Annotated in this window: 24 protein-coding genes and 1 rRNA gene; 3 read left to right on the top strand and 22 right to left on the bottom strand. The window is 29.9% G+C overall.

The features are described from left to right. Positions 1 to 206 precede the first annotated feature (206 nt). The gene (locus D2A34_RS23445) at positions 207 to 2,213 is read left to right on the top strand and encodes a YgiQ family radical SAM protein (protein ID WP_119368093.1); all 2,007 of its coding nucleotides are present in this window, start codon (positions 207 to 209) and stop codon (positions 2,211 to 2,213) included. 52 nt (positions 2,214 to 2,265) lie between these two features. Here the strand turns inward: D2A34_RS23445 and D2A34_RS23440 are convergent, their stop codons facing one another. Both D2A34_RS23440 and D2A34_RS23435 read right to left on the bottom strand, forming a co-directional pair. Next, a complete protein-coding gene (locus D2A34_RS23440) occupies positions 2,266 to 2,919 on the bottom strand; it encodes a hypothetical protein (protein WP_079439979.1) in 654 nt (217 codons plus the stop codon). A 51-nt stretch (positions 2,920 to 2,970) separates the two neighbouring features. After that, positions 2,971 to 3,849, bottom strand: coding sequence for a YegS/Rv2252/BmrU family lipid kinase (locus D2A34_RS23435; protein ID WP_079439980.1), 879 nt, complete (start codon positions 3,847 to 3,849; stop codon positions 2,971 to 2,973). 302 nt (positions 3,850 to 4,151) lie between these two features. Between D2A34_RS23435 and pssA the strand changes: the two genes are divergently transcribed. Further along, on the top strand, positions 4,152 to 4,685 hold the full coding sequence (pssA, locus tag D2A34_RS23430; RefSeq protein WP_079439981.1) for a CDP-diacylglycerol--serine O-phosphatidyltransferase: 534 nt from the start codon (positions 4,152 to 4,154) through the stop codon (positions 4,683 to 4,685). 86 nt (positions 4,686 to 4,771) lie between these two features. Here the strand turns inward: pssA and D2A34_RS23425 are convergent, their stop codons facing one another. The 16 genes from D2A34_RS23425 to D2A34_RS23360 form a co-directional block, all read right to left on the bottom strand. Next, a complete protein-coding gene (locus D2A34_RS23425; protein ID WP_079439982.1) occupies positions 4,772 to 5,116 on the bottom strand; it encodes a hypothetical protein in 345 nt (114 codons plus the stop codon). A gap of 81 nt (positions 5,117 to 5,197) precedes the next feature. After that, positions 5,198 to 5,530 (bottom strand): hypothetical protein, encoded by a 333-nt coding sequence (locus D2A34_RS23420; RefSeq protein ID WP_079439983.1) that lies wholly within the window; start codon positions 5,528 to 5,530, stop codon positions 5,198 to 5,200. 11 nt (positions 5,531 to 5,541) lie between these two features. After that, on the bottom strand, positions 5,542 to 6,084 hold the full coding sequence (locus tag D2A34_RS23415) for a rubrerythrin family protein (protein WP_079439984.1): 543 nt from the start codon (positions 6,082 to 6,084) through the stop codon (positions 5,542 to 5,544). A 180-nt stretch (positions 6,085 to 6,264) separates the two neighbouring features. Continuing rightward, positions 6,265 to 7,635 carry a SpoVR family protein gene (locus D2A34_RS23410; protein WP_079439985.1) on the bottom strand — a complete coding sequence of 457 codons (1,371 nt, stop codon included), beginning with the start codon at positions 7,633 to 7,635 and terminating at the stop codon, positions 6,265 to 6,267. A 4-nt stretch (positions 7,636 to 7,639) separates the two neighbouring features. Beyond that, positions 7,640 to 8,812: a sporulation protein YhbH gene (gene yhbH / locus D2A34_RS23405; protein ID WP_079439986.1), complete on the bottom strand. Its 1,173-nt coding sequence runs from the start codon at positions 8,810 to 8,812 to the stop codon at positions 7,640 to 7,642. A gap of 8 nt (positions 8,813 to 8,820) precedes the next feature. Further along, on the bottom strand, positions 8,821 to 10,743 hold the full coding sequence (locus D2A34_RS23400; protein ID WP_119368173.1) for a PrkA family serine protein kinase: 1,923 nt from the start codon (positions 10,741 to 10,743) through the stop codon (positions 8,821 to 8,823). A 322-nt stretch (positions 10,744 to 11,065) separates the two neighbouring features. Next, positions 11,066 to 11,203 (bottom strand): CPC_1213 family protein, encoded by a 138-nt coding sequence (locus D2A34_RS26935; RefSeq protein WP_008418260.1) that lies wholly within the window; start codon positions 11,201 to 11,203, stop codon positions 11,066 to 11,068. A 133-nt stretch (positions 11,204 to 11,336) separates the two neighbouring features. Next, positions 11,337 to 11,765 carry a UDP-N-acetylglucosamine pyrophosphorylase gene (locus D2A34_RS23395; protein ID WP_079439987.1) on the bottom strand — a complete coding sequence of 143 codons (429 nt, stop codon included), beginning with the start codon at positions 11,763 to 11,765 and terminating at the stop codon, positions 11,337 to 11,339. Between the two features lie 139 nt (positions 11,766 to 11,904). Then, on the bottom strand, positions 11,905 to 12,051 hold the full coding sequence (locus D2A34_RS26930; RefSeq protein WP_008418263.1) for a hypothetical protein: 147 nt from the start codon (positions 12,049 to 12,051) through the stop codon (positions 11,905 to 11,907). 136 nt (positions 12,052 to 12,187) lie between these two features. Continuing rightward, complete coding sequence (gene larB, locus D2A34_RS23390; protein WP_079439988.1) at positions 12,188 to 12,934, bottom strand: nickel pincer cofactor biosynthesis protein LarB; 747 nt, start codon at positions 12,932 to 12,934, stop codon at positions 12,188 to 12,190. Between the two features lie 226 nt (positions 12,935 to 13,160). Continuing rightward, on the bottom strand, positions 13,161 to 13,976 hold the full coding sequence (gene larE, locus D2A34_RS23385; protein WP_119368092.1) for an ATP-dependent sacrificial sulfur transferase LarE: 816 nt from the start codon (positions 13,974 to 13,976) through the stop codon (positions 13,161 to 13,163). 42 nt (positions 13,977 to 14,018) lie between these two features. Further along, positions 14,019 to 15,374 (bottom strand): nickel pincer cofactor biosynthesis protein LarC, encoded by a 1,356-nt coding sequence (gene larC, locus D2A34_RS23380; RefSeq protein WP_079439990.1) that lies wholly within the window; start codon positions 15,372 to 15,374, stop codon positions 14,019 to 14,021. Positions 15,375 to 15,434: 60 nt separating this feature from the next. Next, a complete protein-coding gene (locus D2A34_RS23375) occupies positions 15,435 to 16,160 on the bottom strand; it encodes an energy-coupling factor ABC transporter ATP-binding protein (protein ID WP_079439991.1) in 726 nt (241 codons plus the stop codon). A gap of 44 nt (positions 16,161 to 16,204) precedes the next feature. After that, positions 16,205 to 16,990: an energy-coupling factor transporter transmembrane component T gene (locus D2A34_RS23370; RefSeq protein WP_119368091.1), complete on the bottom strand. Its 786-nt coding sequence runs from the start codon at positions 16,988 to 16,990 to the stop codon at positions 16,205 to 16,207. Next, the gene (gene cbiM / locus D2A34_RS23365; protein ID WP_119368090.1) at positions 16,991 to 17,971 is read right to left on the bottom strand and encodes a cobalt transporter CbiM; all 981 of its coding nucleotides are present in this window, start codon (positions 17,969 to 17,971) and stop codon (positions 16,991 to 16,993) included. Between the two features lie 206 nt (positions 17,972 to 18,177). Next, on the bottom strand, positions 18,178 to 19,335 hold the full coding sequence (locus D2A34_RS23360; RefSeq protein ID WP_079442393.1) for an aldo/keto reductase: 1,158 nt from the start codon (positions 19,333 to 19,335) through the stop codon (positions 18,178 to 18,180). 301 nt (positions 19,336 to 19,636) lie between these two features. Here D2A34_RS23360 and D2A34_RS23355 point away from each other — a divergent pair, with 301 nt between their 5' ends. Further along, positions 19,637 to 20,005, top strand: coding sequence for a MerR family transcriptional regulator (locus D2A34_RS23355; RefSeq protein ID WP_079442392.1), 369 nt, complete (start codon positions 19,637 to 19,639; stop codon positions 20,003 to 20,005). Positions 20,006 to 20,220: 215 nt separating this feature from the next. Here D2A34_RS23355 and D2A34_RS23350 read toward each other — a convergent pair whose 3' ends face one another. The 4 genes from D2A34_RS23350 to rrf all read right to left on the bottom strand — a co-directional run bounded on the left by D2A34_RS23350 (position 20,221) and on the right by rrf (position 23,042). Continuing rightward, positions 20,221 to 20,898 carry a peptidylprolyl isomerase gene (locus tag D2A34_RS23350; RefSeq protein WP_119368089.1) on the bottom strand — a complete coding sequence of 226 codons (678 nt, stop codon included), beginning with the start codon at positions 20,896 to 20,898 and terminating at the stop codon, positions 20,221 to 20,223. A gap of 151 nt (positions 20,899 to 21,049) precedes the next feature. Further along, entirely contained in the window at positions 21,050 to 21,883 is an 834-nt protein-coding gene (locus tag D2A34_RS23345) for a deoxyribonuclease IV (protein ID WP_119368088.1), read from the bottom strand. A 301-nt stretch (positions 21,884 to 22,184) separates the two neighbouring features. After that, a complete protein-coding gene (locus D2A34_RS23340; protein ID WP_119368087.1) occupies positions 22,185 to 22,628 on the bottom strand; it encodes a hypothetical protein in 444 nt (147 codons plus the stop codon). Between the two features lie 297 nt (positions 22,629 to 22,925). Then, positions 22,926 to 23,042, bottom strand: a 5S ribosomal RNA gene (rrf, locus tag D2A34_RS23335). Positions 23,043 to 23,050: the final 8 nt, after the last annotated feature.

Here is a 23,050-nt window from a genome sequence, read left to right as displayed (position 1 = left end):
ATGTTAATATACTTTAAGAATGGGCTTTAAAAGCCTATTCTCAAATCATTGATAATTATGATAAGTAATGAATATTATACTTATTGGAAACTAAAATATTCATTATAAATTATCATCTATTGACTTATATATACTATCTTAAAGTTAGATAATTTTAACAATAAATGATTTTAATAAAATAAATTAAGAATTGGAGTTAATAATATATGAAACTTTGCAAGGAATTTTTACCCATTAGTAAAGAGGACTTAACAAAAAGAAAAATTGAACAATTAGATTTTATAATAGTTTCTGGCGATGCTTATGTGGATCATCCCTCTTTTGGTACTGCAATTATTGGAAGAACTCTTGAAGCACAAGGTTTTAATGTTGGTGTAATAGCTCAGCCTGACTGGCATAGCTCTGAGGATTTTAAAAGATTAGGAAAACCGAAATATGGATTCTTAGTTAATTCAGGAAATATTGATTCTATGGTTAATCACTACACTGCTGCGAAAAAAACACGACGTGAAGATTTATACTCGCCTGGCGGTGAAGCTGGCCATAGACCTGATAGAGCACTTATAGTATACTGCAATAGAATACGTGAAGCCTACAAAGATACTGCCATTGCAATTGGCGGAATAGAAGCAAGTCTTAGACGTTTTGCACATTATGATTATTGGGATAATAAAGTTAGACGAAGTATCCTTGTTGATTCTAAAGCCGATTTATTAATGTATGGTATGGGTGAAAAAACTGTAGTTCAAATTGCCGATCTATTACGATACGGTGCAAATATCAAGAATATTACAACCGTACGTGGAACTTGTTATTTAACTAATGATATAACTAACATAAAAAATTCAATTATAGTGCCTTCCTTTGAAGAAGTATCTACTGATAAAAAAGCCTACGGCGAAGCTTATAAATCAGAATATTATGAACAAGACTCCATTCACGGAAGAGCTATAATACAAAAATATGGAGATCGATATTTGGTTCAAAATCCCCCTCAAGAAAATTTAACTCAAGAAGAAATGGACTTAACCTACGACCTACCATATACAAGAACGTATCATCCAATTTATGAAGCAAAGGGTGGCATACCTGCAATACAAGAGGTCAAGTTTTCAATAACAAGTCATAGAGGATGTTATGGCTCCTGCTCGTTTTGTGCATTAACTTTCCATCAAGGAAGAGTAATTCAAAATAGAGGCCAAGAATCGATTATTGATGAAGCAAAGCTTTTAACAACTTTACCAGATTTTAAGGGATACATCCACGATATCGGAGGTCCTACTGCAAACTTTAGGCATAGAGCCTGCAAGAAACAAATAGAACATGGGACTTGTAAAAATAAACAGTGTATGTTCCCAGCCCCTTGCAAAAACTTAATAATAGACCACACTGAATATCTTTCACTATTAAAAAGAGTAAGAAAACTTCCTGGGATAAAAAAAGTATTTATCCGTTCTGGACTTAGGTATGATTACTTAATACATGATAAAAATGATGCCTTCATGAAAGAATTGTGCGAGCATCATATTAGTGGTCAATTAAAGGTTGCTCCAGAGCATGTTGTTCCAAAAGTATTAAATCAAATGGGTAAACCAACAAGGGAAGTATATGATAGATTTGTAAATAAATATTTTCAAATAAATAAGAAATTAGACAAAAAACAATTTTTAGTTCCTTATTTAATGTCTTCTCATCCTGGTTCTGATTTAAACGCTGCTATAGATCTTGCTTTGTACATTAAAGAAATGGGGTATACACCAGAGCAAGTTCAAGACTTCTACCCAACACCAGGTAGTCTATCAACTACAATATATTATACTGGTATTAACCCTCTAACTAATGAAGAAGTTTATGTTCCAAAGACACCAGAAGAAAAAGAAATGCAAAGAGCATTAATACAATTTGCTATACCTAAAAATTATCAAAAAGTAAAAAAAGCTCTGATTAAAGCTCATAGAGAGGATTTAATCGGAAATGGAAAAAATTGCTTAATAGGCTTTACTCCTGGAAAAATTGGGTATCAAGGTAAGCATAAATCCAATAATGACTCAAAAGATGATTCAGCTAGGAACACTAAGAATGCTGATAAGTTGAATTATAAAGAAAAGACTTCTTCTAGCAATAATCTAAATAAGGGTTCAGCTAAGAATAATAAAAAATCTTCAGCTAATCATACATCTAATAGTTCTTCTAAAAAAAGAAGAGTTCAATAAAAAAAATCCACCAACTAGGTGGATTTTTTATTTTTTAGCCTCTTTCAATTAATCATTTTTTTGACGATACCTTAAATCCTTTTAGTACCAAATCCAAAATTATCAGAAATAACAATTCTCCTAATACTGAATAAGGGAATACTTTAATTCCACCTAGAATAATAACATCTTCTAACATTACTATTGTAATAGCTATAATTATAAACCATATTCCTTTCTTATTAGCAAAAGGCTTATCTAATAAAATTACATTTAATATTAATAGAACCGCTAGAAATATTAATGAGAATAGGAATAAAATCGTTCCTCTATTTATTTCTAATATGAATCCATACAAATAGTTAACTTGTACTGTAACTTTTGAGTTCTGCATTATAGCTGCATATATTAAACACGCAACTCCCGCAATAGCATAACTGCCGCCAAAGTTTAATTTCTCTGACCGTAAGTAAACAAAAGTTATAGCAAGCACAATAAGTGGAATAGCTAAATGATTTAAAAATATTATTGGCTTTAAATAATATATTACAGTACTATTCTCAAGTATGCATAAAAGAAATAGCGCTATATGTCTTAATAAAAATAATGTAATTACTATGGCTAGATATATTTTTATTTTCTTTGGTGAAACTTCTAAATTCTTTTTTATAATCGAAATAGACAAAAAAATTATAAGTAACAAAAATAAATAATATGCAAAGTTCACAAACTACGCTCCAATCCATATTCCTGTTACTTATATTTATTATAAATTATGTTATTTTATACCTAAAAGTTTAATTCCACCTTCAATACATTTAATTCTCAAAGGAAAATCTGGCCCTCTCTCGCCATCAATATCTGTGACTATATCTTCTAAAGATTCAATATATAAATCATCTGTTTTAAAATAAACTACTTTATCTGAATCTAAGTGTTCACCTTTTAAAAGTTTTATAAATAGCGGCAATAATTCTATTACTTGTATGGCCTTAAATATTATTACGTCTAACTTACCATCTGTAATTTCTGCTTCTGTGGCTAAATTAAAGTTTCCTGCTGTTTTACCATTAAACACTAAAAGTAAATACATTTCTCCATCATAATTACATTCTCGAGACAATAATTTAATTTTTAGTTTTCTAAAGTTAGGCAGTTCCTCAAGCCCTTTCAAATAATATGCTAATTTTCCTATTGTATTCTTTAAATTTACATCTGTCTTTTGAGATACATCCGTAAAAAGCCCGGAGCTGGCTACATTTATGAAATACTTATCATTTATTTTACCTACATCAACAGCTACAGGCTTTGAATCTAGAATTTGTTTACATGCCTGTTGTATATCATTAGGCATATTAATAAACTTACCAAAGTCATTTGCGGTTCCTACAGGTAATATCCCTATAGGTATATTTATGTTTTTATTTTTCATGGCATTTACAACAGAATCTACAGTTCCATCTCCACCAGCTATCAAAATATAACTATATGTTTCATCTATTATGTCCAATGCCTCTGCAAGATCTTTGCCTTTTTGTATTCTATACGGAACAACTGTTAAACCCACTTCTTGATGTAACTTTATGACATTATCTAATTCACTTATTATACTATTTTCTCCTGAGTATGGGTTGTATATGAATCTTACTTTTTTCATAAAATAACCTACCTCCAATAATTTTCTTAAATCAAAATTTAGTTATATATAAAGATTTCTAGAAAAATTTAAAAATATTTATAGCAATTTGATTAACAAAGTTGTAAATCTTTTAAGTTTCTAATAAAATATATTACATATAATGGCTATTTGACGACCTTTATTATATCATTATACTTATTCAATGTCGATACTAGATAATCTTAATAAAATCTTAAAGTTAATTTATACCTTATATTATTTTAAATAATGTGTTATAATAACTCTTTGTAAGTATTTTTTATAATTTTAGGAGTGATTTTATGAGGAAAAGTTGTATTCCTAATGTATTTACCTTTATTAATTTGTCTTGTGGAATTATATCTATATTATCAGTAATGAATGATAAATATGAATTATCAGCTATATTTATATTACTTGCAGGATTGGTAGATAGATATGATGGTAGGATAGCTCGTTTTTTAGATGTCTCCAGTGATTTAGGTAAAGAATTAGATTCTTTAGCTGATTTAGTTTCATTCGGAGTAGCTCCATCTATATTAGTATTCATACTATTCAATCTTGAATCTTTTGGACCTAAAGGCTTATTAGGATTTATAATACTATTATTATTTCCAATATGTGGAGCATATAGATTAGCTAGATTTAATACTGCTCAATTTGATGGTGTATTCACTGGTGTTCCAATAACTATAGTTGGCTGTTTTATAGCGCTTATTTCGCTAATCATAGTCATGCTTGACCTAAAATTGGCAATGTTAATTTATCCTGTTGTCATATTAATGATTGTCGGCTCATATTTAATGGTAAGTAAACTTCAATTGAAGAAATATTAAGGAATAGATATTATTGTTATCTAGAAGATTTTCTTCTTTATAAAAAACTCTGTCTTATAACTTGAGACAGAGTTTTTTATTAATTTCTATTCTTCTCTTTCTGAATTTTGAAAGTTTAGCTCATTATCTATTTCAGTGAATATTTTATCTTTCTCAGTTGTTGTAGTAATGTAATCATTTTTTATCTTACAATATCTTAAGTATGCCCCTTCACATCTATCTAATGTGCTAACCAGTTTATCAATCAACTCGCCTACATTCTCAACTCTCTCTAAAGCTTTTCTCACTTCACTTTTCTTTGTCAAATTCACATTATATAGCTCTGAAGCTCCTGCAATCAACAATCTATAAACATCTACGTAACTTTTTAGCAACGTACTTAGATTATCTATATCTTGATACTGCTTTTTAGCTAAATCTTCAAATTTCATAATCATTCCTCTACAATTTTAATATTCACTATTAGTATATTTATAATTGCATCGATAAATAATTAAATATATAATTATTTATTATATTCTTAAAGTCTCGCTATTTGCATATTCATCATCTATATCACTTAATATATACTTAGCATTTACATCATCTAAATTATCATCAATTAGATTATCACAACATATTTTTTTATTATAAGTATCTTCATCACTATTAAAAGAATAAATATAAATGTCTTTTGATTTCTCATTTTTATTTATATGAGAAGTTTTATCTTCCTCTGATTGATCAAATGGAACTATTGATTCATCCATATATAAATATTTAACTTCCCATTCTCTATATATTGGATTTAAATCTTTCGTATAAACAACAGGAACTACAAAGTCTTCAGGATATTCATAAATCATATATTTGCCCCCTATTTGCAATCCTCATCATCATTTTTCTTAAAATATGATCTTGGATATCTGCATAATGGACATCTCATAGGTGCTTCCTTACCTTCATAAATATAGCCACAATTTAAACATAACCATTCTGACTCTCTATCCAATTTAAACATTTTCCCATCTTTCACCCTTTTAGCTAGCGCCAAAAATCTTTCCTTATGATGCCCTTCCACTTCCTGAAGTTCTTTATAAAAATCAGCTATTTCTTCAAAACCTTCTTCTCTTGCTATTTCCTCAAATTCCTTGTAAATAACTTTATTCTCTTCTGATTCTCCAAGTGCGGATTCAATTAAATTATTTTTTGTATTATTAACTCTATCTAAAAATCTTCTATATACCTCTCTAGCATGAGCCATTTCATTGCCTGCTGTTTCCTCAAAAACATTTGCTATATACATAAATCCTTCATCTCTTGCCTTTTCTGCATAAAATGTATATTTATTTCTAACTCTGGACTCTCCAGCAAATGTCTTAAATAAATTTTTCTCAGTTTTACTACCTTTCAAGTTCATCTTTATCTCCTAAGACTATTACTTTCTTACATAAATAGAATATTCATTTCTACCCTTTTGGTTACTTTTACGTAAGAAATTAAAGTGGAAGAAGCTGTTACAAAGATGAATATTCTACTAAAATTTCATTTTGTAACAACTCCTCAAAATAATTAGCATATTCTATTTTAATTGCAATTCTTAGGATACAATTATTCTCTTTTCTTGATTACAAGTTAAAATCACATCCTGCTTATCGGTTGATTTAGTGATTAGCTTAACATCATGTCCCCACAATTCTTGAACATACTTTAAAGTTTCCTTTGCATATGAAAGTTCTAGGGCTCTACCATCAAAAACATTTTCTAATGTTAATGTATAATTTTTCTTATTCAAATCTACAACCCTAATATATGGTATATTACCCACACCAGCAGTATAACTTAAAGTATCTCTTATTGCTTTCCAGCCAGTTTCATCTGATATTTCCTCTATAACAATATCAAAAGTCCTTTCGTTATATTGGAACAAGTTAAGTTCTTCACACAAGTCACGAGTTAAATAGCGTCTTAAGAAAGATGAATCTCTTTCAACTTCTCTAACCTCAAATATTTTATCTCTTCCATATCTTCTTTCTATGTCCTCAAATACTTTGAAACCAATGTAATATGGATTTAATCCTCCTATTGCAGGCGCTATTACATCATTGTGTCTTTTTAAGAATTCAAGATGTAATTCTTGAGGTAGATCTAGTTGTTTTAAAAGATTATAATGTGAATAACTTGCCCAGCCTTCATTCATTATTTTAGTTTCGATTTGTGGAATAAAATATTCCGTTTCTCTTTTAACTATCCTTAAAATAGTTTTCTCCCATTCCTGAAGGTGACCATACTCTATTATAAATCCTACAAGATCATCAACAGGTTCTAAAGGAATCTTCTCTAAATCAGGTAACTGTATATCCTGGTACGCATCGAGAATCCCTCTATTTTCTCTTTTACTTTCATACTCTTTTAATATATTTTCTTTAATTTCATCATTGGATAGTTCCCTAATACCAATGCTTCTTTTAGCTTGATATCTTATAGCATGGGCAGCATCTAATATTCTTTCTACCTCAGAATATCCTATACTTGGATCGTCAATGTATCCTCTTATTATCTTCGCATCCAAATTGAACATTTCTAAAGTGTATTTTGCATTTGTCCCCTGTTTAAATAACCTATTATTTTTGAAAAAATCATTATGTCCATATACATGTGCCATAGTTAATATTTGTAGCAATAATGTATTATCTTTCATCAAATATGCCAAACAAGGATCTGAATTAATTACCATCTCATAAGGGAGACCCGTAAGGTTTAAAGAGTAAAGGGTTTTGTTCTTTTCATAAGATTTTCCAAAGCTCCAGTGAGGGTATCTTGAAGGCATTCCTACATAAGCCTCGTACCCTATCATTTCATTGAAATTTATCATTTCAAATTCTTGAGGATAACAATCTAGTCCATATTCTCTAACTTTTTTCTCTATTTTCTCATTCCAAATTTCAATATCCCTAAAACTATATTCCAATTTCTTATTCCTCCTTTAACTCCTTCCTAAGCATAATCTTAAGTGCTTCCCATAAATCTTTCTTTTCCTTTATAATTACAGGAACAAACTTCTCATTTGTAATCTCTTTCCTGAACTTGTGATACATTGTAGTTGTATATGTGGACGGTAAAAGTTCTGCATATCCAAACATGTTACTAACTTCACATATGTTTTTAACTGCAGCAACAGCTCTCTCGTTATCTTCAGACCAGTTATCCCCATCACTTGCATATATACTGTATATATTCCATGCAGCTGGAGGATACTTTTCTTCAATTACCTTTAAAGCTTCGTTAATACCACTTGATATATACGTACCACCTGATTCGGATTTATGGAAAAATTCATATTCATCCACCCTCTTTGCGACAGTAGTATGGTATATGAATTCAAAGGATATATTATTGTATTTTCTTTTCAGAAAAGTAGCTAATACAAAAAAGTAGGAACGAGCTAAATACTTCTTTGTTATATCCATTGAACCAGAGGCATCCATAATAAATAGCATTACCGCATTACTATCTTTCCTCGGTTTTAATTTAACTCTATAATACCTTAAATCTTCTTCTCTAAATGGGAACCTCTCTAACTCCTCTTCACTTTCCAATTCTTTTAATGCTCTTTTCTTCCCTTGTTTTCTTGCAATCTTAGACATAACTGTTTTCTTTTTTGCAAGTCGCGGATTTATTCCATGAGTTTGATATCCTCTCTTTTTACCAGTAGTTTCGGTAACTATCTCCGAATATTTCTTTTGATCTAAATTAGGCAAATTTAGCTCTTCAGAAATATAATCCATCAACTCTTCAAGAGTAATTTCTGTTTCATAAACATCATCACCCTCTTCATTTCCTGCGCCTTGATTCCCTTTGGCTATCTTCTTACTTCCATTGCCAATTTTTTCTCCTCTTTTTTCATTTCCAACGCCACTAGCTACTCCCTTAGAATTCTTTCCATAAACAAATTGATATTCTTTAATACCCTTAATAGGTATTTTAAACTTTTTATTTTTGCTCTCTCCTACTATACTTTCTTCAGATAATATATCGCCTAAATTTTCTTTTATCGATTTCTCTACAAGTTGCCTATGTCTTCTTCTATCTTCTATGGATCTGTCGTGATCAATTTGATTTTTAGTGTAATCTCTAAATATGGCCATAATTTACTTTAATCCCTCCATAAATTATTAGCTGCATATTTTAGAATCACATCACAACAATGAAGACAATATCCATTCCTTTTCATTTCTTCTACCATAGAATCATATTTTTCAGCTTGGTCCTTATCTCTAACTTTTGATTTAGTTATAATTCTTGATAAATCTTTAACTGAAGCAGTCAATTTCTTTTCTATGGCCTCTTTTAAAGGCTCATAAGACATATAATCCAATCTTCCACCATTTCTAACTATATAGAACATATATGAAGTAACATCAGATCTAAATCCTTTAGCAGATGCTGCATAAACACCTATTTGTTCTTCTATACTTCTCATAAATTCTTCATCTGGATTAAGTTCTTCACCTGTTGAACCATCTTTTATCTTAGTCTTATTTACATATGCTTCAGCATTATCTATATAATTGTTAAACAAACTCTCAGCTTGTTCTCTAAAAGAGTGAATAAATGCTTTTGTAATTTCTCTTTCAAGAATTTTATTATATTCTTTTCTAATATTGTCTTGAATAAATCCTAAATACTTCTTCTTATCATCAGCTGCAATATCAAGTTCTTTTACTGATTTAATTATGCTTTCCATTATGCTGAGTGGATTTATACAATCTTGACCTGATTCAGAAAGAGCATTATCAATAGCCTTTATTATGAATCTTGTACTTATTCCTTTCATTCCTTCATATTGGCCCGCTTCTTCTCTAAGTTCTCCAATATCAATTTTCTTAGTTGTTCCCTTTTCAACAATTTCTTCTCCATTATAAATTTTAAGTTTTGTCATACCATCTACTTTAGCAGAAGGTGTTAATCTTGAAAGTATTGCAAACATTGCAGCTATCTTAATAGTATGCGGTGCTATATGAGCTTTAAAATTACTCTTTTTTATTATTTTTTCATAAATTTTCACTTCCTCATCCAACTCTAAACAATAAGGGACTTCAACTTTTACAATTCTATCTAATATTGCTTCGTTCGTATGATCTGATTTAAATTTATTCCATTCTGCCTCATTTGAGTGAGCAACTATAACTCCATCAAAGTATATCATTGACCCTTTACCTGGAGATGGTACTGATTTTTCTTGAGTTGCAGTAATTATTGTATGAAGATATTCAACATCATTTTTAAATACCTCTATAAATTCTACAAGTCCACGGTTACCAACATTAAACGCTCCATTTAGAGAGAAAATTCTTGGATCATCTTCTGAATACAAATCCATCTTAGAAATATCAACTGATCCTGTCAAAATTGATGTATCCTGATTATTTGGATCAACAGGAGGTACTACTCCAATTCCTTTTCTTGATCTGATAGAAAATCCTGTTCTTTCAACTGGAAAATCCTCATAAACTCCTTTAAGTTCATGAACAAGTCTATATCTGCAAACTGGACATAGATCTCCTTCAATTTGTACCCCAAGCATTTCCTCAAATTTGGGTCTTAAATGCTTTGGAATCAAATGAAGTGGTTCTTCATGCATAGGACAGCCCTTCAACGAAAAGACTGACTCACAGCTTTCTAAAGCAGATTTCAAACTCTCTACTATTGAAGATTTACCAGCCCCTACTGGACCAACAAGATATAAAACCTGTCTTGCTTCTTCACCTTTCATGGCTGCAGATTTAAAATAACTAGCAAGTTTCATTATAACTTTATCAATTCCAAAAAAATCATCTTTAAAAAAGCCATACCTTCTTATCAAATCATTTCCATAGATTTTTCTTACTCTGGGATTCTCTTCAGCCTTTAACTCTTCTACTCCCTTACTCATAATCATTTCATGTAATCTCTTATGCGCAAGTTTAACCATTTCTGGATTCTCTCTTACAAGTTCTAAGTAGTCTAAAAAATTTCCTTCAAACTTTTGGGTGTTATATTTTTCTCTATCTATTTCTATAAATTCTCTAAAGTTCATACTCATAAACACTCCTCCTCCTTTATACCTAAAATATATTCAGTTAAACAAAGACATTATGACTACTTTTTTTAATTAGTTGTTCTTTAATTTGTATTAAATAAAAAGATAAATAATGACTATAGAATTTTTTCACTTTATAGCCCTTATTACATTATTTTATTAAAAAATATTTAAATACTTAGATAAACGACATATAACTTACCGAAATTATAAATTTATAAATGCTGTATTTGTACTTAAAAAAAGGAATATTTAAGTTTCTCAACTTAAATATTCCTTTGACTATTATTTAATTATTTTGAATGGTACTATATACCTACTAATCAAAAGTTCTTGGAATAAACTCAGAATCTTTAGCTTTTGGTTCACCAAAAACTGCCTTTACGCTTTCTGCTTGAGGATTATGATTTAAAGTTTTATGCTTATTGGTATGTTTTCTTTTCATACTATTGTCCATCTTTATCACACTCCTATTCCTTTAGGCACATAAAAGAAAATAACAAGTTCAAAATGTTATGATTATTTTTTTGAGTGTGCCTTAACTCTCAATAATAGTATGTACATCTTTTATATTTTTATACTTTGGTTATTTAACACTCTATAAGCTTACTTATTTCATCAATGGGTGCAGCTATTGTAAAAATGATATTTTCATCAATTCTTAATTTGCTTTCGTTTTCATTTATTTTTATTTGATTAATAGTTAGATTATTGGGATTTATCTCTTTATATCGGGTACTTGAGATATCTATCTTAAATTTCTTATTCTTAATCCCAGTAATTTTTATTGTTATTCCTTCTAGACTTTCTTCGTTCTCAACTCTTATATCAATGATATTATCACCTTTTCCACCGCAGTCTGTTTTTTCACCATCTGGATACTTTAATATTGAAGCCGTGCCTCTAATGGTCATCCATCCTCCATTTAATATTAACTTAACTAATATACCCAACTTATATTTTTCTTCTATTTTTTTTAAGGCTTTCCCTAATTCACATACATCTAACTCTAATTCCATTTTAATATTCTCCTTTTACATAATATTTTAGCATAAATAAGTTTATGTAAAATTATTTTTTACATAAACTTATTGAGTAAAAATATAAAAGGATATATCAAATTAAATATAATAATTATTTTGATATATCCTACTTATTCTATAGGTGATCCTTTTCTTTATGAGGCGGCGCACCTATCTTTTTACCGTCAATAATCCCCAAATCTGCATTCCCCTTAGGGTCTATTTTTCTACGTTCAGCATTAGATTTAGGCCTGTCTTTTATTCTATTTTTATTATTATCCATTTGTATCACCTCATTATTAGGGTGTACATTTAAACGCTTTTTATACTTTATTAAATTGAAAATAATAACCTATTTACTTTCTACTTATGTAAAGTTATTATTTAATAAAAATTATGATTTTGAAAATTTTATTTATTTAAAGCTTATTAATTATGCTAGCATTATATGCTGCTCCAAATCCATTGTCTATATTAACTACACTCACTCCACTAGCACAACTATTTAACATAGATAATAAAGCTGCAATTCCTCCAAAATTAGCTCCATATCCAACACTTGTTGGAACTGCTATTATAGGTTTATCTACTAATCCTCCTATAACACTAGCTAAAGCTCCTTCCATTCCTGCAATTACTATAACAACTTTTGCTCCTCTTATAACATCTAATCTTGAGAAAAGCCTGTGTATACCTGCAACACCTACATCTGTTATCTTCAGAGCTTTGTTACCTAAAATCTTCGCAGTCTCATAAGCTTCCTCCACTACTGGTAAATCTGAAGTTCCTGCTGCAACAATTGCGATATAACTTTCTGTTGGAGATTGTTCCTTCTTTTTAATTGTTATGGTTCTTCCAAGTTTATTATATTCTGCTTCTTCACATATTTCTTTCACCGCATTATACATTTCTTCAGTAGCTCTAGTTCCTAATATATTATTATTTTTTGTTAGCATAAACTTAACGATTTCTTTAACTTGCTCTACTGTTTTTCCTGCACAATATATTACTTCCGGATAACCTACTCTAATTTCTCTATGATTATCTATCTTAGCAAAACCTAAATCTTTAAAAGGTAAATCTTCCAATTTTTCTAGAGCTTCTTCTATATTTACTTTATTATTTTTTACACTTTCTAATAAGCCTTTAATTTCTTCCTTATCCATTTGCCTTATAATCCTCCTAAGATTCTTGTTCACTATTTATTATGCCATTTAAATATACCTTGGTAGTCATCACATTCTGTCAATTTTAATTTTTCGATACAAACATGCAAACTATGCTTTTACTTAATATTTGAATTAACAATCATAATTTTTTACATATGTTAATCAATACACTAGAAATAAGTAAGATAATATGTTACTTATTTCGCCGGGTTGTCACCTAAGTCTAAATATCACTCTGAATATTTATAGTTTCATTAAAACTTCCTACTCTATATCCTTGTAGATCTAATGTTACATATTTAAATCCACATTCTTTTATTTTTTCAGAAATAGTGTCTAAAAGTTCTTCATTAAATAACCTACTTCTATCTTGTCTGCTTACCTCAACTCTTGCTAGCTCCCCATGACATCTTACTCTAACAGCTCTAAAACCGATACTCATCATAAATTTTTCTGCATTTTCAATTTTCTCAAAATCTTCAACTTTTAATTCATTTCCATAAGGTATTCTTGTTAGAAGACAAGCATATGGCGGCTTATCCCAGGTATTAAGGCCTAATTCTTTAGAAAATTCTCGTATTTCCGCCTTAGTTAACTTACACTCTAAAAGAGGGCTTTTTACTTCTAATTCTTTTAATGCTTTAAGGCCTGGCCTATAATCACTTATATCGTCAAAGTTAGTTCCGTCAATTACACAATCATATCCTTGTTCTTTTGCAACAGTTAATATCATACTAAATACTGCTGTCTTGCAAAGATAACATCTATCTTCAGGGTTAAATTTAATTGAATCAATAATTGGAGCTTCTATAATTTCATGCTGTACTCCTAATTCATTAACTAATTCTTTAGCTTCTGCTATTTCCCATTTTGGAATATATGGTGATAGTATTGTAACCGCTTTTACATCATTTCCCAAAGCCTCTTTTGCTACTCTAAGCAAGAATGTGCTGTCTACTCCTCCTGAAAATGCTAAGACTACTCTTCCTAATCTTTTAAGATACTTTACTAACTCATTATATTTATCACTCTTTATCATTTACTTCTTCCGCCTCTCACACATATATTTTCCATTACTAATCTACTTATTATAAATATCTGAAGTTTTACTATAAATTTCTTTATAAAGCTTTTCCATAGTTACATTATTTTCTTTTGCAATCTTCTTACAATCCTCATATTCCGGTTTATATTTAACTAAATTTCCTTTATAAAAAGATTTTTTAATGGTAACTTCCCCATATTGGGTTTGTACCTTTGAAAATTCTCTATCAAGCATTATCTTCTCAACTTTATATTTTCTTACCCCTATAGAAGTGGTTTCCTCAAAAATTATACCCAAAACTTCTTTTTCGATTTCTTCGCCAATTAATAAACTTAACTTTATTCCTGGTCTTCCCTTTTTCATAAATATAGGTGTTTTAAAAACATCTAACGCTCCCGCATCAAAAAGTCTTTCTTCAACATAACCATAAAATTCTGGATTCATATCGTCTATATTAGTTTCTAATATATATTGCTCTTCTATTTTCTCTGAACTTTCTTTTTCTCCTAGATAAACTCTTAAAACATTAGGAATCTCTAGATCTCTATGACCAATTCCATATGCTATTTTATTTATTGAAAAATCTATTTTTGTTGTAAACTCTTGAACATTAGCTGCGAGTATTGCTGCCCCTGTAGGAGTAGTTGTTTCAAATTGCACTATTCCAGTATTAATTGGAATATTCTTTAATATTTCAACTGTCGCTGGTGCAGGAACTGGCATAAGCCCATGAGCACATTTAACAAAACCGCCTCCAACTTGAACTGGAGATGCAATAATTTTATCAATCTGTAAATAATCCAAACAAATAGCTGCACCTACCATATCAACTATAGAGTCAATAGCACCTACTTCATGAAAATGCACTTCATATAAAGATTTTCCATGAACTTTTGCTTCAGCTTCTGCTACTCTCATAAACATATCTAAACTTAATTTTTTTACATTATCATTTAAATCACTAGAATTTATTATATTTTCTATATCTTTTAAATTTCTATGGTGATGCTCATGTTCATCCGCATGACTATGGCTATGACCATGATTGTCTAAATGATTATTCTCATGATTGTGGCCATTTCCGTCATGATCATCAGAGTGATCATGATCGTGCCCTTTCTCGCCATGTGTATGAGAATGGTCATGGTTGTGAGAATGACTGTGTTCACCTTTTTCATTATTATGTAACTTATTCTTTAATATAACATCTACTCTAGTTCCCGTTATCCCAAGTTTTGCAGCACTTTCAATCTTTATCTCATATTCAGAATCTAAATTAAGTTTTGAAATTTCTTTCAGCAAATATTCCTTAGGCACTCCTAAATCTAATAATGCTGCTAAGTTCATATCTCCACTTATGCCGCAAAAACAATCATAATATAATATCTTCATTAAATTCACTCCCTCAATTTATTGGTATAGGCTAAATAAATTAATTATCACTGTCTTAAACTATATAATGTTGTATTTTCTTAAAAACTCTTCATCTTTTATGATCTTCTCATACTCGTCATCTCTTATTATTTTATGTTCATCAGAAAACACAATAGCTCTATTAAAAACGCCTTCAATATATTCAAAATCATGAGTAGCACAAATTATAGTTTTACCACTTTTATTTAAACCAATTAGTAATTCTCTTAGAAACCTTTTCCCCTTAGGATCTATACCATTCATAGGCTCATCTAGAGTTATCACCTCTGGATTCATAGCTAAAACGCTAGCAATTGCTACTCTCTTTTTTTCTCCTCCACTTAGATTGTAAGGATGCTCTTCTTTTAATTTATCTATATTAAGCAGATTTAAACAATCACTTACTCTCTTATTAATTTCTTCTTCTGGTAAACCCATTTGCAAAAGCCCAAATGCTATTTCTTCAAATACAGTTGAACAAAAAAGCTGAGCGTCAGAATTTTGGAATACAAAACCCACCTTCTTATGAAACAATTTTAAACACTTAGTATCTTTTAATGTTTCTTCGTTTATCTCGATTTTATCAAATATATATTTTCCATGGCTTGAGAAAATAATAGCATTTAATAATTTTAAAAAAGTTGATTTACCACTCCCATTTGGTCCTATTATAGCTATAGATTCACCTTCTTTTATATGGACATTCACATTATCAAGCGCTATTTTATTCTTGTATGTAAATGAAATATTCTCTAATCTTATCATTAATATTTCTCCTAAATTTGTTTAGTAAGACATCTGAAAGGAAATTATAATATAAACAAAATGACCAAAAGTATATTTACAGCTAAATAAACATAATCTGCTTTTTTAAACCTAAGATTGATCTTTGAAGTATATTCTCCCACAAAGCCCCTACATTCCATAGCATGGAACATCTCTTCACTCATTTTGTAAGACTTTATAAATAAGTTCCCCATAATTCCAGTTAGCGAATTATATTTGTTATTAGTTATACCAATTGATCTAAGTCTTAATGCATATAGTAAGTTAATAGAGTATTCACCAAGAAGAACAATATATTTTATGGTTATATCCATAATCCATATAAATATATCTGGTATAAATAATAGTTTTAAAGATTTACTAATTTCACTCCATTTAGTATGATGGGATAACATATTCATAAGTAATATGGTTATTATTAATTTTTGAAAAAGCAATAAACTATTATATATATTTCCATAAAACATAGATGGCATTAATGCTATTAGAGTTATTAAAGGAAATATAATACTTCTAATTAATATTCTTTTTCTAGATCTCTTTTCCATAAGAAAAAGATTTGCTAAAACATATATATCTACTATCAGTAAGTATCTAAGATTTCTTGAAAGAGATATACATAAGATCATTATTATAGTACTTATAACTTTTAAAGTTGGATTTATTAGATAAAGTACTTTATCTTGATTTTTGCTTTGTCTAATAATTGAGATTATCCTAATTATTGAAAAAATACTTTTTTCAATATATAAACTTTTTTCTTCCTTCGGAACATAATTATCTTTTGCTGAAAGCCATTCTGGAATCATTTAATCTCCTTTAATATTTTTCTTCAAATTGATTTTGCTTATTACTTTGAAAATAATTAAAATTATTGTTACTCCTATTAATGCTGATAAAATATATCCGAGATATTCTTTAAGAAATCCAAAACTGTAATCTGGAATTAGAGAATTAAATTGAACTCCTTTTTCCATACCTTCAGGCACAAATCCTACTAAATTCTTTACTTCTTCCGAGCCCCATTCTCCCCAAGCAGTTCCATTTGCTAATAACCCTATCGGAGTAGCTAAGATAAGAATTCCTATAGTAATATATAACGATTTGGCTTTATTTGATTTTCCTTCATATATTAATTCTGGTGATGCCTTTTTGATATAGCTATAGGCTCCTAATGTAATTAATCCTTCTAAAAAACCAACTATCAGCAAATGCGGCAGCATCATAGCAGGAATAGATATAGCTAGACCATATGGACTGTATAGTGGCAATCCTAAGAAATCCTTAAAAAGCAAAGGTTGGACACCAAACTCAAGTGCCGCAAATAAAGCAGCTGTATTAACAGAAATATAACCGCCTATAAACGCTCCAATATATTCGCCTTTTTGAGTCTTAAATAATTTTTTTGTTAATTGAAATATATAAAATGCTGTAAATGGCATTATAAAAGCCATATTAAAACAATTTACTCCAAAAGCTAAAATTCCTCCATCACCAAAAAACAATGCTTGAATTGCAAGAGCTATAGTTACAGCAAATACAGCAGAGTATGGCCCAAGCAAAATAGCAACAAGTGCACCACCAATAGCATGACCTGTAGTCCCACCAGGAAGAGGTATATTAAACATCATAATTAAAAACGAAAACGCTGCTGATACTCCAAGCAGCGGCATCTTTTGCCTTGTAATTTCTGACTTTACCTTTGTACTAGCTCTTCTCCAAACTGGTAACATAGCAATTCCAAAAGTAGCACAGGTTGAAGGGCTTAAATAATTATCAGGTATATGCATATAGTTATTCTCCTTACAACATATATTTCTGGTTCTCTTAATTATATTTAATATTCTTAGTTTTATGTACACAAAAGCGCTTTGTTTAATGACTGCTCCTGCTTATATTAATACATATTCTTTAGAATATATATGTTTAAGAATATATATGGTAAAATTCTTTAGAATTTTACCATATTAATATATAAGATTTATCCTATTTCATTCTATGCAAATAATGCTGTAACATTTTTTAGTTCCTGACGGATTTTAATCGCTTGAGGACAATGTCCTTCACATTTTCCACATTCAACACATTTATCTGCTCTTTCTGATAGCGCCACTCCATTATATCTTTCCTTAAGTTCTTTTTCTGTTGCCGGAGTAAGAAATATGTTATATTCATTATATACTGCAAAATTCTTAGGAATGTTTACACCTGCTGGACACGGCATACAATACTCGCAAGCTGTACAGTTAACTTTTATTCTTTCTTTAAACGCCTTCTTAACATTATCCATTATTTCTAATTCTTTTTCTGTTAGTGAATTTGGTAAGGCTTCACTTGCTACTCTAATATTTTCAGTAACATTATCCATTATGTTCATACCACTTAGTACTACCGATACCTCTGGATGATTCCATACCCATCTTAGTGCCCACTCAGCTGGAGATCTCTTAATTTCAGCTTTATTAAATGTATCAGTAACTACTTCTGGAAGATCTCTAACTATTTTTCCACCTCTAAGTGGTTCCATTATAACAACTCCCAAACCTCTATCTGCAGCATATTTTAACCCTTCAGTCCCTGCTTGGAAATCTTCATCTAAATAATTATATTGGATTTGACAGAATGACCAATCATAGTAATCTACTATTTCTTTAAAAACTTCTAGTTTGTCATGGAATGAGAATCCTGCATATCTTATTCTTCCATCTTTAATTGCTGAATTTAAGAATTCATCTATTCCTAACTTCTTTAGGTTTTCCCAAGAACCTTTATTCAAAGCATGCACTAAATAAAAATCTATCTTGTCTGTTTGTAGACGTTCTAATTGTTCATTTAAATATTTGTCCATATCTTCTCTAGTCTTAATTGCCCAGCTAGGAAGTTTTGTTGCTAAATTAACTTTCTCTCTATATCCATCTTTTAGTGCTCTACCTACAAATGGCTCACTTTCTCCTCCATTTCCCATTCCTGTTCCATGATAAGGGTATGCAGTATCTATATAATTAACCCCTTGATCAATTGCATGACGAATCATTTCAGTGGCTTTTTCTTCATGAATTTTAGTTGTATCTCCATCAATTATAGGTAATCTCATACAACCAAATCCAAGAGTAGAAACCTTTTCATTAGTCTTTCCAAGTGTTCTATATAACAAAACAATCCCTCCTAAAATACGATAATTTACACAATAAATTGCTATACATATATATTCTACATCTTAGAGTTAGCTCTAAGTCAACATATTTTTTGAACGTTTCCTCTAAAATAAAAAAGTAATTTCGTGATTGCAACACTTATTTCGTTATTCATGATTTTAGTATTACACTTTTTTGATACAAGGTGAAAAATTCATTTTAATGGGCTCTTCTTAAATTATAGGATTTTACAAATCTCAACTCTTAGAGTATACTCTAAGATATAAAATCTATGATAAAACTTAAGGGAGGATATATTTTATGGGATACAGTATTGCCGAAGTTGCCGAAAGAACTCATTTAACACCACATACTCTTAGATATTATGAGAAAGAAGGTATATTACCATTTATTGACCGCAGTGATTCAGGTAATAGAGATTTCAAGGAAAAGGATTTAGAATGGCTTGAGCTTATTTGTTGTCTTAAAAATACAGGTATGCCTATAAAACAAATAAAAGAATATATTCAATTATGTCTTAAAGGCGATAATACTATTGATGTTCGTAGAGAAATATTCATAAAACATCGTGAGGAAGTTATAAGCCAAATTGCAGAATTACAAAAAAATCTTGATAAAATAAATTGTAAAATAAACTTTTATGACTGTGCATGCAAAAAAACTGTATAAAGGTATTATGAAAAACTTAAAGCGAATCAATGACTAACTGTGGAAATATGAAAATTCTTCATTTATACTTAAGCTATGTTTAGAAAGGGAATATGTGTGTTTGCTCAATATTTATAAGAATCAAACACACATATTCCCTTTCAGTTGTTTAGCTGTAAATTTAAAATAATCTCTTTATGCAAGTATTTTTATATTTCTAATATTTTTGAAGTTAACTACTTCTTCTTAGGTTCGTTATATTGCACACCTTTTGTATCAACAGATATCGATGTGATAACCACATCTTTCTTTGGTGCATCCGATGAATTAGTTTCTACATTCTGAATTTTGTCAACCACGTCTAGTCCTGATATAACCTTTCCAAACGCAGCATATTCTCCATCAAGATTTTGAGCGTCTCCTGACATTATGAAGAATTGACTTCCAGCGCTATTAGGATCTTGAGTTCTTGCCATAGAAAGAACACCCTTTGTATGCTTTAAACTATTTGCAAAACCATTTGATGTAAATTCTCCTTCAATTGAATAACCTGGACCACCAGTACCATTTCCTTTTGGGTCACCGCCTTGGATCATGAATCCTTTAATTACCCTGTGAAACTTTAAATTATTATAGAAATTCTTATTTGCTAAGTCTATAAAATTATTAACTGTATTCGGAGCTATTTCTGGATATAATTCTGCTTCTATAACTCCATATCCCTCCACATTTATTGTTACTATAGGCAAATTTTTATTTTCTTCTGATGAACTTGAATTATTCTTTTCACTGCTCTGAGAAGTGTTATTAGCCTCTGACTTGTTAGAGCTGCTAGTCTTCCCGCAACCAGCAAATACAAGTAAGCTCATTACTACCGTTAATAATATTAAATTTAAATATTTTATTTTCCTCATTTTCTTTCCACCTTAACCTTGTATATTATTTTAATAGTATAATTATACCATAAGTTTAATATTGTATAATTTATTGTAATTAAACTTTAATTTTATTATGTGCAATTAAAATATTTATTTTTCTCTCCAATCAACAATGCTTTATATATTTTTACTCTAAATAATTCTCTTTTAATAATTTTATTTCTTTAGCATAACCATCTAATTCATTTGGTGTTTCCAAAAAAAATGGCAGCTTACGTAGAGCTGGATGGTTAATAATATTTATAATCGCATCTAATCCTATCGAACCTTCTCCAATCTTTTGATGTCTATCCTTATGGCTTTCAAAAGGATTCATACTATCATTTAAATGTATGGCGCATAACTTATTTAAACCTATTATTTTATCAAACTGTTCTAACACATTGTCTAGATTACTTACAATATCATAGCCTGCATCGTAAACATGGCAAGTATCAAGACATATTCCAACCTTATTTGATAGCTTTACACGTTTTATTATTTCCTGTAATTCCTCAAAAGTACGCCCTACTTCCGTTCCTTTACCAGCCATTGTCTCAAGCAATACAGTTGTTGTTTGATTTTCAGTTAACACTGAGTTTAGCATACCTGAAATATATTCTATCCCCATTTCTACACCCTGCTTCACATGACTTCCTGGATGAAAGTTATAAAAATTGTTTGGTATATATTCCATGCGCGCTAAATCATCTTTCATCACTTCTATAGTAAAATTTCTTGTATTTTCATCCGCAGAACAAGCATTTAAAGTATAAGGAGCATGAGCCAAAATTGTAGCAAAATTATTTTCTTGTATAAGTTTTAAAAACTCTTGTACATCTTTTTCATCAATATCCTTAGCTTTGCTCCCCCTTGGATTGCGAGTGAAAAATTGAAATGTATTTCCTCCCAGTTTAATTGCTTCTCTGCCCATATTTGCAAATCCTTTTGAAGCTGATAAATGGCAGCCTATATTTAACATAATGTTTCCTCCTTATATCTTATTTAACTCATTATATTAATACTATAATGCTTTTGTCTACATATTATTCATACTGTTATATAAATCATATACACCAATATTCCTAAACTAATATGTACTTAATTATTTTAAATCTATACATTTTATAAATCCCATGATGAAATGGAGGAAATGTCTGATGAGATAACTTCATTCTTGAAGATATAATAGGTTGTTGAATAATTAATTTTTCAATAAATTCTATACATTAAAAAATTAATTATTCAACAACCTACTTTATTTTATAAATATAAATCTATACTCAGCTTCTACTGCTATTTATATCATTGATCATAATGCTCATTAAATCGTCTAGTGATACATTTTCTAGTCCTTGGGGCATTTTAAAATTATGCTCCCTTAAATCTCCCCCAATTTTTGCAATAATCTGTTTTGCCTTTTCTGCATCATTTTCTTCTGCATTTACGATAACCCTATAATTTACATCTGCAATTTCTTCAAATCCACCCATACCACTTACCATTGGACTAGCAGCGGCTAATGGACCTGCATCATGGGCATCATTAGTAAGCACAAGATCAGACATATTAATTGGATTTCTACCGACTTCTAAAATATTTGAATCACTTCCTCCTACGTAATGCTCATTTATATCAGCTACAGCATCTTGTATACCTACTTTTTTTAAAGCATCAACAGCTTCATTTGCAGCTTTAATACCACTAAAGTAACCTTCTATTTTCATATAACATACCTCCACTTTATTTATTAATTAGTTTAAAGGTATTTTTTCACTATGATATAACTATTATACTTAAATATAAATTTAATGATTTTCTTTGTTATATTTAATCTTCGTATCACATATCTTAAGGGTTCAAAGTCCCCAGCGCGGTCATAATCAAATTCCAAATAAAAACATTTATATTTTCGTTTATAAAAAGGTCTCTTGGTACACAGTCATCCCACTGATAAGCATATATGGAATGGAAGTTTTCACGTAAAATAAAAAAGATAGTTATTACAACTATCTTTTACAATTACCTCGCAACGTCCTACTCTGCCACACAGTCGCCCGTGCAGTACCATCGGCGCTATAGACCTTAACTTTCCTGTTCGGAATGGGAAGGAGTGTTACCTCTATGCCATCATCACGAGATTAAGTGA

It is taken from the genome of Clostridium chromiireducens (genome assembly GCF_003575225.1).
In the GTDB taxonomy this organism is placed as follows: Bacteria; Bacillota; Clostridia; order Clostridiales; family Clostridiaceae; genus Clostridium; species Clostridium chromiireducens.
The sequence above is the reverse complement of the archived record's forward strand: the minus strand, read 5'-3'. Positions and strand labels throughout refer to the sequence as shown.